The organism is Streptomyces sp. NPDC089919 (assembly GCF_040684615.1).
Classification (GTDB): Bacteria; Actinomycetota; Actinomycetes; order Streptomycetales; family Streptomycetaceae; genus Streptomyces.
Genome location: NZ_JBFBGK010000159.1, coordinates 1 through 13,468, shown reverse-complemented (window position 1 = coordinate 13,468; position 13,468 = coordinate 1). Strand labels below are relative to the sequence as shown.

At 75.0% G+C, this 13,468-nt stretch carries 12 protein-coding genes; 5 read left to right on the top strand and 7 right to left on the bottom strand.

Features of this window, described 5'->3' with window-relative positions:
• Positions 1-114: 114 nt before the first annotated feature.
• The 5 genes from AB0O40_RS35805 to AB0O40_RS35785 all read right to left on the bottom strand — a co-directional run bounded on the left by AB0O40_RS35805 (position 115) and on the right by AB0O40_RS35785 (position 4,845).
• Positions 115-312: a CsbD family protein gene (locus AB0O40_RS35805; RefSeq protein WP_365050092.1), complete on the bottom strand. Its 198-nt coding sequence runs from the start codon at positions 310-312 to the stop codon at positions 115-117.
• An 82-nt stretch (positions 313-394) separates the two neighbouring features.
• On the bottom strand, positions 395-1,381 hold the full coding sequence (locus AB0O40_RS35800; RefSeq protein WP_365050090.1) for a hypothetical protein: 987 nt from the start codon (positions 1,379-1,381) through the stop codon (positions 395-397).
• Positions 1,378-2,649 carry an MFS transporter gene (locus tag AB0O40_RS35795; RefSeq protein ID WP_365050088.1) on the bottom strand — a complete coding sequence of 424 codons (1,272 nt, stop codon included), beginning with the start codon at positions 2,647-2,649 and terminating at the stop codon, positions 1,378-1,380. The genes AB0O40_RS35800 and AB0O40_RS35795 overlap by 4 nt, the downstream gene beginning before the upstream one ends.
• A complete protein-coding gene (locus AB0O40_RS35790) occupies positions 2,649-3,989 on the bottom strand; it encodes a discoidin domain-containing protein (protein ID WP_365050086.1) in 1,341 nt (446 codons plus the stop codon). The genes AB0O40_RS35795 and AB0O40_RS35790 overlap by 1 nt, the downstream gene beginning before the upstream one ends.
• Positions 3,990-4,194: 205 nt before the next feature.
• Complete coding sequence (locus AB0O40_RS35785; protein ID WP_365050085.1) at positions 4,195-4,845, bottom strand: response regulator transcription factor; 651 nt, start codon at positions 4,843-4,845, stop codon at positions 4,195-4,197.
• Between the two features lie 196 nt (positions 4,846-5,041).
• Here AB0O40_RS35785 and AB0O40_RS35780 point away from each other — a divergent pair, with 196 nt between their 5' ends.
• Positions 5,042-5,209, top strand: a complete 168-nt coding sequence (locus AB0O40_RS35780) for a hypothetical protein (RefSeq protein ID WP_365050083.1) — start codon at positions 5,042-5,044, stop codon at positions 5,207-5,209.
• 75 nt (positions 5,210-5,284) lie between these two features.
• Here AB0O40_RS35780 and AB0O40_RS35775 read toward each other — a convergent pair whose 3' ends face one another.
• Complete coding sequence (locus AB0O40_RS35775; protein WP_365050081.1) at positions 5,285-9,298, bottom strand: helix-turn-helix domain-containing protein; 4,014 nt, start codon at positions 9,296-9,298, stop codon at positions 5,285-5,287.
• 132 nt (positions 9,299-9,430) lie between these two features.
• On the opposite strand from AB0O40_RS35775, the gene AB0O40_RS35770 reads away from it, so the two are divergent.
• On the top strand, positions 9,431-9,643 hold the full coding sequence (locus tag AB0O40_RS35770; protein WP_365050079.1) for a hypothetical protein: 213 nt from the start codon (positions 9,431-9,433) through the stop codon (positions 9,641-9,643).
• Between the two features lie 80 nt (positions 9,644-9,723).
• On the opposite strand, the gene AB0O40_RS35765 is transcribed toward AB0O40_RS35770, so the two are convergent.
• Entirely contained in the window at positions 9,724-11,274 is a 1,551-nt protein-coding gene (locus AB0O40_RS35765) for a CHAP domain-containing protein (protein WP_365050077.1), read from the bottom strand.
• Between the two features lie 313 nt (positions 11,275-11,587).
• Between AB0O40_RS35765 and AB0O40_RS35760 the strand changes: the two genes are divergently transcribed.
• The 3 genes from AB0O40_RS35760 to AB0O40_RS35750 form a co-directional block, all read left to right on the top strand.
• Positions 11,588-11,764 (top strand): hypothetical protein, encoded by a 177-nt coding sequence (locus AB0O40_RS35760; protein WP_365050075.1) that lies wholly within the window; start codon positions 11,588-11,590, stop codon positions 11,762-11,764.
• A 149-nt stretch (positions 11,765-11,913) separates the two neighbouring features.
• On the top strand, positions 11,914-12,513 hold the full coding sequence (locus tag AB0O40_RS35755) for an isochorismatase family protein (protein ID WP_365050073.1): 600 nt from the start codon (positions 11,914-11,916) through the stop codon (positions 12,511-12,513).
• Positions 12,514-12,523: 10 nt separating this feature from the next.
• Positions 12,524-13,468, top strand: a 945-nt coding sequence (locus AB0O40_RS35750) for a DJ-1/PfpI family protein (RefSeq protein WP_365050072.1), incomplete at its 3' end; no start/stop codon positions are given.

Genomic DNA, 13,468 nt, shown 5'->3' with positions numbered 1-13,468 from the left:
GATTGCGCCGCGGTGGTAGAGGAACAGAGCGCTGCGGGTGCCGAGGGTGAGGGCCTGCTCAGCCCCCGGCGCGTGCTGCGCCGGGGGCCCGCCGGTCGGCGCGGCCGGTCGGGGCTACTTGCCCTTGCCGCGCATCGAGTCCTTCATCCCGCGGGCCCGCTCCTCGGCCTCGCCGGCCATCTCCTGCGCCTTGCCCTTGATCTGGTCGGTCTGGCCCTCGGCCTGCATCCGGTCGTTGCCGGTCGCCTTGCCGGCGGCCTCCTTCGCCTTGCCCTTGAGCTGGTCCATCTTTCCCTTGGCCTTCTTCGCCATGGTGGAACTCCCTTTCGGAAAGGACATCGCTCCACAAACTAGGTGAGACCGGGAGATTCCGCTCGTCGAGCAGGCCGGCCGCTCACCTGGGCACCACGGGTGAGCTCGCACCCGACGCCAGCCGGCGCGGGGCGCCGGTACCGTCCGCGGGGACGGCCCATACGGCGCCCCCGTAGGCGTACGCCACGGTGCCGGGGCCGGTCCAGGAGGCCTGGTCGTCGACGGAGCGCCGCTCGGCGAGCGGGTGTTCGCGCAGGGTGGCCAGGTCCAGGACGTGCAGGCGCCAGGGGGCGCGGGGGTCGGCGGAGACCTTCTTCTTGTAGGCGATCCGGGTGCCGTCGGGCGAAAGGGAGGGGCACTCGACGTTCTCCTTGAGCGCCCGCGCCGTCCATTTGCCCAGGTCCCCCTGGACCAGGTAGGTGTGCCCGCGGGTGGCGACGGTGGCGTAGAAGCGGTTGTCGTCGGCGGCGAAGGTGACGCCCCAGTAGTTGACGTCGGGGGCGTGGTGGCGGCGCCCGTCCAGGGTGAGCGGGATCTGCTCGATGCTCTTGATCAGATAGCCGGTGCGCAGGTCGAGGATCGAGGTGCGGGTGGCGAAGGCGGAAGTGGCGTAGGAGTCGCCGGTCGCGAAGGTGGTCCAGGCCAGTACCCGGCCGGAGGCGGAGACCCTTGCGCGGTTGGGGATCCCCGGCAGGCTCATCCGGCGTACCTCGCGCAGCCGGCGGTCGAGCACGAGGACGTACGTCCGGGCCGGTACGCCCGGACGCAGCCGCAGGCACAGGGCCGTGTCCCCGGCGGCGTGGAAGCGGTCGCAGCGGGGGCCGAGCGCCACCCGCCCGCCGGGCGCACCGGGGTCCCGGCGGGCGACGCGCCCGGTGGCGGTGTCGCGGAACCACAGGGCGCCCCGGGGGGCCGCTTCGAGGGTGAAGCCGGCGTCCGCGGTCGCGGCGGCCGGGCCGGGGCGGTCGGCGGCGTGGAGGGTGTAGGCGGTGGCCCCGCCGGCGAGCAGCAGGACGCCGAGGACCAGGGCCCACAGGCGGCGCCGGTGCGGGGCGGGCGCGGCGGTCATGATCGGGAGCCTTTCGCGGAGGACGGTGCGCGGACCGGGGGCGGTGGTTCGGCCGGCAGCAGGCGGCTCGCGCCGCACAGGGCGGCCGTGAGGGCGGCCAGGGCGAGGAGGAGGGCGGTGGTGGGCCCCCACAGCGTCCAGGCCGCCCCGAATCCGGCCGCGGCGCCGACCTTGGCGAGGGCCTGGGCGGTCTGGACGAGCGCGAGACCGCCGGCCCGGCGGCCGGGTGGCAGCAGCGGCCCGGTGAGCGCCATCAGGACCCCGTCGGTGGTGGCGTAGTGGACCCCGGTCAGCAGCGGGACCCCGGCCAGGAGCGCCGCCGCGGGCAGCGGGGCGAGGAGCAGTCCGAGGGCCAGGAGCAGGGCGAGGTGCCCGTAGAGGAAGGGCCGGCGGCGCCCGATCCGGTCGGCGAGGTGCCCGGCCGGTACGGCGAGCAGCAGGTAGGCCGCCGAGGCGCCGAGCGGCAGCACCGGGAACCAGGTGGCGGCCAGCCCGGTCCGCTGCTGGAGCAGCAGGTAGAGGAAGGCGTCGCCGACGGTGGCCGCGCCGAGGAGTGCGGCGCCGAGCACGATCCGGCGCACGCCGGGCAGCCGGAGCGGCGCGGCCAGGTCGCGCACCCGGTGGGCGGTGCCCGCCGCCTCCCGCCGCCCACCGGGGACCAGGACGACCAGGAGCAGGACGCCGAGCAGCCCGGTGCAGAAGCTGACGACGAAGACGGCGTCGTAGGCGTCGGCGGTGGCCCACAGGAGCGCGAAGGCGGCCAGCGGGCCGAGGAGCGCGCCGGTGGTGTCCATGGCGCGGTGCACGCCGAAGGCCCGGCCGAGGCCGTCGGGCGGGCTGTCGAGGGTGATCAGGGCGTCGCGCGGGGCGGTGCGGATGCCCTTGCCGAGGCGGTCGACGGCGAGGGCGGCCGCGATCCCCCCGGTCGCGCCGCCGGCCAGCAGGAGGCCGAGCCGGGAGCAGGCGGAGAGGGCGTAGCCGGTGCCGGCGACGGCCTTGTGCCGGCCGCCGCGGTCGGCCGCGTGGCCGCCGGCGAGCCGGACGAGTGCGGTGGCGCCGTTGAAGAGCCCGTCCAGGAAGCCGAACTGGAGCGGGCTGAGGCCGAGGCCGACGACCAGGTAGAGGGGCAGTACGGCGGTGACCATCTCGGAGGAGACGTCGGTGACCAGGCTGACCGTACCGAGGGCGAGGACGGTGGCGGAGACGCGCCGCCGCGCCCCGGAGGGGGCGGGCGACGCGTCCCGGCGACCGGTGGTCGCGAGGTACATCAGTGGCAGGTGTAGGTCGGGCCGGAGTCCTTGACCTGGCCGTCGGTGCCGACGTACTGCCAGGTGTAGGTGGTGTCGGTGAGGTCCAGCTTCAGTACGCCGTAGGTGCCGCTGATGCGCTTCTGGCTGTTGGGCTGGACGGTCTCGATGGGGTAGGGCTCGGCGCCGCCCATGCCGCCGACGATCTCGACGATGCCGTCGGCGGTGGCCTTGCCGGCCGGGTCCTGCGGGGCGAAGCGCTCGTAGTGGTGGTCGTGGCCGTTGAGGATCAGGTCGGCCTTGGCGGCGTAGAGGATCTGCCAGACGGGCTTGGAGACGGGGTCGTTGCCGTGGCCGCCGGAGGAGTAGAGCGGGTGGTGGAAGTAGGCGGCGACGCAGCCCTTGGTGGTGCGGGCGAGGTCGTCCTTGAGCCACTTGATCTGGGCGGCGTCGTCGAAGGAGTTGGAGTCGAGGGCGAGGAAGTGCCAGTTGCCCTCGTCGTAGCTGTAGTACGGCTTGCCCTGGGGGTAGGCGATGGCGCCGAAGTACGACTTGTAGCCGGCCAGCGAGCCGGCCGGGTCGTAGGTCTCGTGGTTGCCGGGGACGGGGCGGGTCTTGGCCTTGAAGGCGCCCCAGCTCTTGTCGTAGTAGTTCTTGAAGTCGGACAACCGGGCGTCGTCGTACTGGTTGTCACCCATCGTCAGGTAGAACTTCGGGTTGATCCGCTGGGCCTGGGCGGCCGTCTTGGGGTGTGCGCAGGAGCTGCTGGACGCGGTGCACTGGGCGGCGATGTCACCGGCGGCGACGACGGTGAAGGCGCCGGTGCCGGGCGGGGTGGTGTCGCCCGGGGTGCCGTAGACCTCGAACTCGTAGAGCGAGTAGCCGTACGAGGTGCCGCGGGCGGTGCCGGTGAGGCGGACGTAGCGGCCCTTGCCGCTGAGGGCGGTCAGGTCGTCGGTGCCGCCGTTGCCGGCGGTCTCGGTGGCGAGCGTGGTCCAGGTGGCGCCGTCGGCGGAGACCTCGACGCGGTACGCCTTGGCGTACGCGGCCTCCCACGTGAGGCGGACGCGGGAGACGGCGGCGGTGGCGCCGAGGTCGACCCGGATCCACTGGGGGTCGGAGCCCTCGGCGCTGGCCCAGCGGGTGGCGCCGTCGCCGTCGAAGGCCTTGGCGGCGGCGAGGCCGGAGCTCTCCTGGGAGGAGGCGGTGGCCGGCTTGCCGCGGGACAGCAGCGGGTCGGCCGCGGCGGCCCGGCCGGTGGAGGCGAGGACGAGGCCGCCGGTGACCAGCAGGACGGCCGCGAGCAGCAGGGACAGGGTGGTGGTGCGGCGCGGTGGGGCGGAGGCGTGCAGGTGGTGCATACCTGGGACTCCCTATGCCTGGGAAGGGGTGAGAGCTGGGCACCGTGCGGACAGCGCGGGTCGGCCTCGTGACGGCGGGCGTCGCGGGGCGTGCGCGTGCCGGCGGCCGGGTCAGAGCTCTCGCTGAGCGCGTCACGCCCGCCCCACGAGGGAACGTGCGCCGCGCCGAGCCGCCGCCGGGGATGCTATCTGACAGGAAAGTTTCCTACCAGATCTCTGACGGTCCGATCGATGCAGCCCGGTCGGCGATGAGGGCGGCTTCCAGCCGGGTGGCCACCTGGAGCTTGGCGAGGATGGCGCTGACGTGGTCCTTCACGGTGCCGTGCGCGAGGTGCATGCGGCGGGCGATCGCCGCGTTGGGCAGGCCGCGGCGCAGATGCGCGAGCACTTCCCGCTCCCTCGGGGTCAGGCGTTCCAGCACGCCGGAGGCGGTCTCGCGCTGGAGGTCGGCAAGGTAGCGGCGGGCGAGGCGGTCCGAGACGGACGCGCTGGTCATGGTCCAGCCGGCGGCGAGGAAGCGGACGAGCGGCGGGAGTTGATCCGCCGGGGTGCTCTTGAGGACGTAGCCTGCCGCTCCGGAGGCCAGCGCGAGCGCCACGTACTGCTCGTCGGCGGAGCGCGAGACGACACAGACCCGCGGCGGCTCGGGCAGGGCGCCCAGGCCCTCGGACAGCGGTCCGGCGTCGTCCGTACAGCTGTCGAGGAGCACGACCCGCGGGCGCAGCTCGCCGATCGCGGTGACCGCCTCCCGGACGGGCACGGCCGCGGCCACCGACAGGTCCGCCGCGTCGTCGAGGGCATGGCGCAGACCGGCGCGCATCAGCGGCTCGTCGTCGACGATCACGACGCGGATCACGTCCGAGGCACCTCCCGGAGCCGGCCCCCGACTCCCCCGGCCATGCGGCCCCCGCCTCCACACAACACCCGCCCGCGCCCAGGCGCCACCCCGCCGGGTGGCGGGGCGGACCACGGCCCACCGGCGGATACCGCTCCGACCTGCCCCGACCGGATGCTCCTCCCATCGGGACGGAACACCGGCCCAGGGAGGTCAGGTGAGCATGGCGCTCAAGGCGGTCGTCTTCGTCTGCTGGGCCGCGGTGCTCGTGGTCGCCAACGCCTGGGTCATCGGCTCCGAGTGGGCCCAGCTCGTCTTCACCGGCGTCACGGCCGGTCTGATGACGTACGCCCTCGGCCTGGTCGACCGTCGGCGCGGGCGGTAGGCGACGTAGGGCGTGCGGCCACCGCCGGGCCGGGGCGGAGGTGCCGCGGTCCGGCGGTGGCGCAGGGCCCGGTCGTCAGTCGCACTCCGGTGCCCGGTCCAGGCCGGGCAGGGTGCTGCGCCAGCGGTCCGCGGTCAGCGCGCCCTCGGTCGCCGCGCACACCCGCCGGACGGCCACGTCGGTGTCGAGCGGCCACAGCAGCACCCCGCCGAAGTCCGCGGAGGCCAGCACCTCACCGTGCGGGGCGAAGAACACGTCCCGGACGTCCTCCGTGTGACCCGTCAGCGGGCCGCCCAGGGCCCGCAGCGGCGCACCGCCGGCACCGGGCGGCCCGTCCTCCAGGTGCCACTGGCGTAGCCGGCCGTCCGGCCCGCCGATGGCCACCAGACCCTGCCGGACGGCGACGGAGTACACCGGCCCGGTCAGCGCCACCGGTACGGCGTACGGGTTGTCCGGGCCGGCCGGGCGCGCGGTGTCCCAGATCCACAGCCCGGCCTCCTCGTCCGTCTGGGCCGCGCGCCTGAGCAGGACCCGGGACGCGGTGGCGAAGACCGCCGGGCCCGCCCCCGCGGCCTCCTCCTCGGTGGCGGGTACGAAGCCCCGCAGGGCCTTGGGAGCGGCGGGGTCGCGGACGTCCCAGACCTGCACGCCCAGCGCGCTCGAGGTGACGAGCGTGCGCCCCTGCGGGGCGAAGACCGCCCACCGGGTCTGCGGCGTCCGGCGCACGAAACGGGGCCACTGCGGATCGCTGACGTCCCACAGGCTCAGGACGTCAGCGGCGGTGACGGCCAGCAGCCGCCCGTCCGCCGAGAGGGACAGCATGTGCTCGTCACCCGGCCCCGGCTCTAAGGCCGCTCCGATGCGGCGCGGGGCACGCGGGGAGCCGACGTCCCAGATCTCCGCCTCGCCCGAGCCCGTCGTCGTGTACAGGGTCCGGCCGTCCGGGGCGAAGGCCGCACTCAGGGCGTACCCGGTCCCCAGCCGGGCCACGAACCGCGGACGGAGCGGGTCGGCGGTGTCCCACAGGACCGGGTCGCGCCCCAGGTAGAGCAGCAGTCGGCCGTCCGGCCGGTAGGCCAGGGCCACCGGCGACCGGTACCCCCACCGGGTGGGGATGCCGGCGGGCAGGGTCCACAGCCGCACCTCCTTCTCGTCCCGGACCGCGAGGGAGCGCCCGTCGGGGGCGAAGGCCAGTGCCTCGATGGGGGCGGTGTGACCGGTCAGGGGCAGCAGCGTCGGGGAGGGCAGCACGAGCGTGTCGTCCCACAGCTGCACCGTGCGGTTCTTCTCGTCGGTGGTTGCCAGCCAGGTCCCGTCCCGGCTGTAGGCGAGCGCGCCGACCTTCGGACCCGCGCCGCCGTTCGCCCCCGCGCCGCCCAGCGGGACGACCTCGGGCCGGCCGCCGTCCAGCCGCCGCAGTTCGGCCCGGCCGCCGACCACGACGGCCAGGGCCTGCCCGTCGGGCCGCAGGGCGAAGTCCGTCAGGCCCTGCCGGCCCCGGCCCTTGAACGTGCCGGCCGGCGCGGGTGGCGAACCGGGTGGCGCGTGCGCGCCGACCCGCCACAGCTGCACACCGTTCCTGCCCGCCACGGCGACGGTCCGTCCGTGGTCGGCGAAGTCCACCTTCTTGTGGACGATCCCCGGCGGCCCGAAGGGCGCGGTCATCGGCCGGGGCCGGGCCGGATCGGCGATGTCCCACAGCCGCAGCCGGGTGTCGTCGGAGTCCGTGATGTCCTTGTGGTCCGGGGCGAGGTCGGTCACGGTGGCCATCACCGGCGCGTCCGGGGCGAAGTGCACCGCGACCACCTGCGGATCGAGGACGGCCCGCAGCCGCGGCCGGGTCGGGTCCGCGATGTCCCAGAGCCCGGTGCGACGCCGGTCGTCGCGGACCGCCACCAGGGGCAGCGCCTGGCTGACGCTGGTCCAGCGCACCGGTAGCCAGTCCGGCGGGAGCGCGAGCTCCAGCCCCTCGCCCGGCCGCTCCCGGCCGACGCGCCAGGCCCGGACGTCTTCGTTGTCGGACAGCTGGAAGCTGCGGAACGCCAGCAGGGTGGTGCCGTCCGCAGCGAACGCCAGCCGGTCCTCGCGGTGCAGGTCCCAGGGCAATGCCCGGGACAGCGGCCGGCCGGCGGCCGAGATCACCCTCGCCCGGCTCTCGTCCGTGGGATGGGTCCGGTGGGCCACGACGTCCAGCCGGGCCGCCAGCGAGCCGTCCGCCGCCCGGACCCGGTCGGCCTCGGTCGCGATGCTCGCGGCCACGGTCCGGTCCGCCTCCTCCTGGGCCGCGGCGCGCTGGCGCAGCGCGTACCCGGCGGTCGTGGACGCCAGCAGCGCCAGGACGGCGAGCAGGGTGACGGCGCCCCGGCGCAGGACCCTGGTCCGGCGGTCCAGGCGTACCGAGGCGGCGAGGAAGGCGGTGACCGGCGCGGCCGGGCCACGCGTGGTCCCCGCGTCGGCCAGGGCCGTCTTCAGCAGGACGCCCCGGTAGAGCAGTTCCGGGGCGCGGGAGCGGTCCAGCCAGGCGTGCGCCGCGTCCTCCAGGTCCTGGCGCACCAGCCCGCAGGCCCGCTCCTCGTCCGCCCAGCGCCGCAGCCTGGGCCAGGACCGCAGCAGCACCTCGTGGGTGATCTCCACCGTGTCCTGGTACTGCGTCAGCAGCCGTGCGGCGACGAACGCGTCGATGACCCCGCGCAGCACCTCCGGCCGCTGCCCCGAGGCCGACAGGGCGGCCCGGTCGGCCCGGCGGCGGGAGTCCGCCGCGGCGTTGCGCTCCACCCTGATCAGCCGGAGGAACAGCGCCTGCGCCTCCAGGCGTCCGGGCCCGTCCAGCCGGTCCCAGACCTCCTCGGCGGAGCGTTTGACGGCGCCGCGGATGCCGCCGGTGAGTTCGTAGCCCCGCAGGGTGAGGGTGTCACCGGTGCGCTGGGTCCAGGTGCCGCGCAGGGCGTGGGCCAGCAGCGGGAGCCGGCCGGCGTCGTAGCCGACCGGCGGGCGGGGGGCGGCTGCGACGGGTGGGGTGTGCGGGTCGCGGCCGGAGCGGGGGTCGTGGTCGCGGCCCCGGTCGGATGCCACGCCGTGGTCCTGGCCGAGGTCGTGATCGGGTTCGCGGTCGTGGCCGGGCTCGGGGTCGTCGTAGGACGTACCGAGGTCGGCGAGGAGGCGTTCGACCAGGCCGGGCTCCAGCCGGAGCGGGCGCCGGGACCTGGTGGCCGGCAGGGTGATCGCCTCGCGCAGCTGGGCGGGGGTCAGCGGGCCGACGGTGACCGGGGCGTCGGACGCCGCGGCCAGGAGGCCGGGATGGGAGAGGAAGGCGGCGTAGAAGTCGGCGCGCAGCCCGACGACCACCCTCGCGGCCGGCGGGGCGCCGCCGGGTCCCGGCGCCGCGAGGGCGACCAGGGCGTCGATGAACCGGCCGCGCCGGTCCTCGTCCCGGCACTCGGTGAAGACCTCCTCGAACTGGTCGACCACGAGGACGCGTTGCCGCCGGTCCGGGGCGCCCGGGGCGGGCGGGTCCTGGCCGTCCTCGGCGAGGTGGCGGTCCAGGGCAGCGACCGGGTCGGCGGTCGGGGTCAGGACCACGGGCGAGAGCGCCGCCCCGTCCGCGTCCAGTGCCCCGGCGCGCAGCCGCGGGACCAGCCCGGCCCGCAGCAGCGAGGACTTCCCGGCCCCGGAGGCCCCGATCACCAGCTGGATCCCGCCGCTCCGCCGGCGCCGGTCCAGGGCCCCGAGCAGGCGGGCGACCAGTTCGTCCCGGCCGAAGAACACCTCGGCCCGGTCCGGGCCGAAGGCCTCCATCCCTGGATAGGGGCAGACGTCGGCCCCGTCCTCGTCGGCCCGGACCGCCCGCTCCCGCAGCTCGAGCAGTTCGGCCTCCGGCAGCCGCAGTACCCCGGCCAGGGCGGTCAGGGTCGCGGTGCTGGGCACCGTACGGCCGTTGAGGGCCTGGCTGACGGTCGTGTGCGACAGCCCCGACAGCCGCTCCACCTGGGCCACCTGCAACTTCCGCTGCCGGCGCCCCTCCTGCAGCCTGCGCGCCAGCTCGCGCTGCGGGCCGTCCTTCAGGCCGTCCTGCGGGTCGTCCGTCGGCATGGGCCCGGCCCCCTCCCGGTCGTACCGGCGTTCATTGTGTTCGCCGCGCACGCCGACGAACGGCGGAACGCCGAACTTGGGGCCGACCGGCCCGGAACTCCCGGCCGGGAGGCCCGTCTTGGGAGGTCCGCCGTGCACCGTTCACCGTCCTGCGCCCTGATCGCCGTACTCAGCCTGCTGGTCGTCGCGCTCTGCGCCGCCCTCGCGGCCACGGCCGCGGCCGGGCTGGCCCGCCACGAGGGCGCCACCGCACCGGCCGCCCTCACCCGCGCCGCCCGCACCTTCGCAGCCGCCACCACCCTCCAACTGCTCGTACTGGCCCTGCTGGTCCAGTGGTTCGGCTAGACCGCCGGGCAGCCGCGGGTGGCAGCCCCGACGGACCGGGACTGCCGCTGTCTGCCGTACCGCCGCCGGACGTGCGGCGGTCAGGTGGTGGCGAGGGTCGCGAGGAAGGCCGCGGGGACGCGGACGATGTCGGCGTCCCGGTAGCCGCCGGCGGCCCACTCGGCTCCGGTCAGACCGTGCTTGCCGCCCGCCGTCCTGATCCACACGGTGGCGTCGCCGGCGGTGAGCATGAGCGTGCCGACGGCCGGGGTGGTGGGCAGGGCGTCGAAGTAGCCGGGCGCGACGGTGCGGGTCTGGGACAGGTCGTAGCCGAGTGCGGTCACGTCCGAGCCGGTCAGCGCGATGCCGGCACCACCCACGACGACCTTGACGGTCGCGTCCCCCGGCTTCTTGACCAGCGTCTTGTTCGGCAGGCGGGAGCCCACCCGGTCGAAGAACGCGGCGGGGACCAGCCGGGTGGCGCCCAGGTCGTAGCCCAATGCCGCCACGTCCGCACCGGTCAGTGCGATCCCGGCGCCGTCGACCATGACCTTCACCGTCGCGTCGCCCGCCTTCTTGAACAGCGTGCCGTTGGCCGGAGCGGTCGGCAGGGCGTTGTAGTAGCCGGGCGGGATCTCCACGGTCCGTGACAGGTCCAGGCCCATCGGTGTCACGTCGCCGCCCGCCACGGACAGTCCGGCGCCACCCACGGCGACCTTCACGTTGGCGTCTCCGGGCTGCTTGACTAGCGCGCCGTCGGGCAGCCTGCGGCTCTCGGCGTTCTGCAGGAACGCGGTCGGCACCCCCATCAGCGGACGCTGGTCGTAGCCGTACGCCCCGAACTCGGCACCCGTGATCGGGACCGCGACGCCCTCGGCGATCAGGTAGACCGTCGCGTTCGTCCCGGACTGGTCGCGCACGATCGTCCCGTTCGGCGGCGTGGCCGGGAGGGCGTCGAAGCTCGCGTCGGTGACCCTGACGATCTGGGACAGGTCGTAGTGGTCCCGGTCCACGTCGTCACCCGTGATCGGCAGGCCCGCACCGGCGACGATCACCTTCACGGTCGCCCCCGACCCCTTCACCAGGGTTCCGGACGGCAGGGTGGCGGGGTTCGGATTGGTAGGCGGGGCGTTGTAGACGGCCCCGACGAACGCCCGGACGGGACCGGCGCCCAACGGGTTGCTGTTGGTACGCCAGTTGTACGTCCGTCGCCCCACCCGGTTGCTCTCGTTGCCGCCGACGGTGGTGATGTTGTCGCCGTTCACGGCGACCACGATGTTGACGTGGTCGGCCCAGCCGCGCGACCAGCTCGCGGAACTCGCATAGACCACCGCGTCACCTATCTCGGGGACCCCGTGCACGGTGCCCCGAGCCCGGCCGTAGCTGTAGAACGAGTAGGCGGCGGGGCTGAGTCCGCCGACCTGGGCTCCATTGTGGGCCCACACCCACCGGGCGAAGTCCGCGCACCACGCCTCCGCGCACGCACCGTAGGACGCGTAGGGTCCGCAGTCGTTGCCGTACTGGCTGTTGGCGTACGAGGCCACCGACCCGGCGTCCGCCGCGGCCGGGACGACCCCGTTGACGCTGATGGCGCAGGCCAGGACGGTCGTGGCCAGGAGGCCTCGGGCGGTCCTGCGGACGGACTTGGACATGCGGAAGCTCCGTATCTGATGGCTGGATGCGCATGGCGCCGGGGCCGGGTTCCTCCCCTGAGGGGCGGCCCCTCGGCGGCTCGGCCACGATCATGTCCCCCGTCCCCGGGGCAGCCCAAGGGAACGCCGCGTCCTCAAGCGGCTCCTGCATATTCCGTCCACCGCGGGCCGTTGGGGACCACGGACGGGCACGGGCCGCGCGACACGGTCACCCGCCACGGGGAACGGACGCATCACGCAACGTGTTTATCGCTGGGGGATTTGGTAACAAGAAGTAACTACAGGCAGTCAGAAACCGACGAAGGGAAGGAACATGACCCTCGCCACCGTGCTCATCCTGCTCGCGGTCCCCGTCCTCGTCGCCCTGCTGGTCCTCGCCCCCAGCGTCCCCGCCCGGCGGAACCCGTTGCCGGGCCGGCGTCGTCGCGGCGGTACGCGCCGGCTGAGCCGACTCCCCCACCAGCAGGGGTTCGGGCACAACGCCCGGTGACGCGACGGGGCCGTCCCGGGAGCGGATCCCGGGCGGCCCCCGGCCGTGCCGGGCCTCAGGACCTGGCCCCGTCGGCGTGACCGGATCGGTCCGCTCCCGGACCCGATGCGGCCTGTCGGGGGACCGGTCCGGACGGTCAGGCTGGGGGCATGAACCGAGCGCTGATCGTCATCGACGTCCAGGAGTCCTTCCGGGCCCGCCCCCTGTGGGAGACCATCTCGAACCCGAAGATCGCCGACCAGGTGGACCGGCTGGTCCGGCTGGCCCGCCGGGCCGGCGACCTGGTCGTGTGGGTGCTGCACTCCGAACCGGGCAGCGGCGGGGTGTTCGACCCCGCCCTCGGCCACGTCCGGCTGATGGCGGAGCTGCGGCCCGAGGAGGGCGAACCGCTCCTCCACAAGACCTCGCACAACGCCTTCACCACCACCAACCTCCAGCAGTACCTGACCGAGCACGGCGTCCGCGAGCTCACCGTCTGCGGCATCCGCACCGAGCAGTGCGTGGAGACCACCGCCCGGGTGGCCGGCGACTTCGGCTACCAGGTCACCTTCGTCATCGACGCCACGGCCACCAACCCCATCCCGCACCCCGACGCCCCCGCCGGCCAGAGCGTCGCCGAACTGCTCGCGGACCCCCGCACCCTGAGCGCCGAGGAGGTCGTCCGGCGCACCGAGTACGCCCTGGCCGGACGGTTCGCCACGATCGCCACCGTCGGGCAGCTGGAAGCCGCGGCCGAGGCTCGGGCATGATGACCGGATCGTGAGCCACATCGTCTTCCTCCTGGTCCCCGGACTCCACCTGCTCGACCTCGCGGGCCCCGCGCAGGTCTTCTCCACGGCGGCCGATTTCGGGTACCCCTACCGGCTCGGGTACGTCGCCGAGCAGTCCCTCGTCCCCACGGCGCAGGGGCTGCCGCTGACGGCCGGGCTCGACTGGCCCGAACTCGGGGCCGAGGACCTGATCGTGGTGCCCGGCTGGCGGGCCCGCACACTGGCCACCGGTCCCGCCGTCGGACCCGCCGCCCTCCGGGCCCTGCGGGAGCACCACGCGGCGGGCGGGACGGTGGCGAGCGTGTGCGCGGGTGCGGAGGCGCTGGGGCGGGCCGGTCTGCTCGACGGCCGCCGCTGCACCACCCACCACGACGTGCAGGAGGAGCTGGCCCGCCGCTACCCGCGGGCGACGGTGGTCCGCGACGTCCTGTACACCGCCGACGACCGGGTGGTCACCTCGGCCGGCATCGCCAGTGGCATCGACCTGGCCCTGCACCTGCTCGCGACCCGGCACGGCCCGGCCGCCGCCGCGCAGGTGGCCCGGGACATGGTCGTCTACGCCCGGCGCAACGGCCACGAGGCGCAGGCCAGTGCGATGCTCCGGTACCGGTCCCACCTCGACGACACCGTGCACCGCGCCCAGGACCGGCTCGACGCGGCGTACGACCGGCCGCTGCCGCTGGCCGACCTGGCCGCGGCGGTGGGCGTGAGCGAGCGCACCCTCACCCGGCTCTTCACCCGGGCCACCGGCGGCCTCACGCCGCTGCGCTACCAGCAGCAGCTCCGCCTCGAACGCGCCGAGCACCTGATCGACCACGGCGCCACGGTCGACGCCGCCGCCCGGGCGGTCGGCTTCGAGGACCCGCGCATGCTGCGCCGGCTGCTGGCCGTCGCGGACCGGGTGGTGCGGCTGGAGCCGGCCCCGGACCCCACG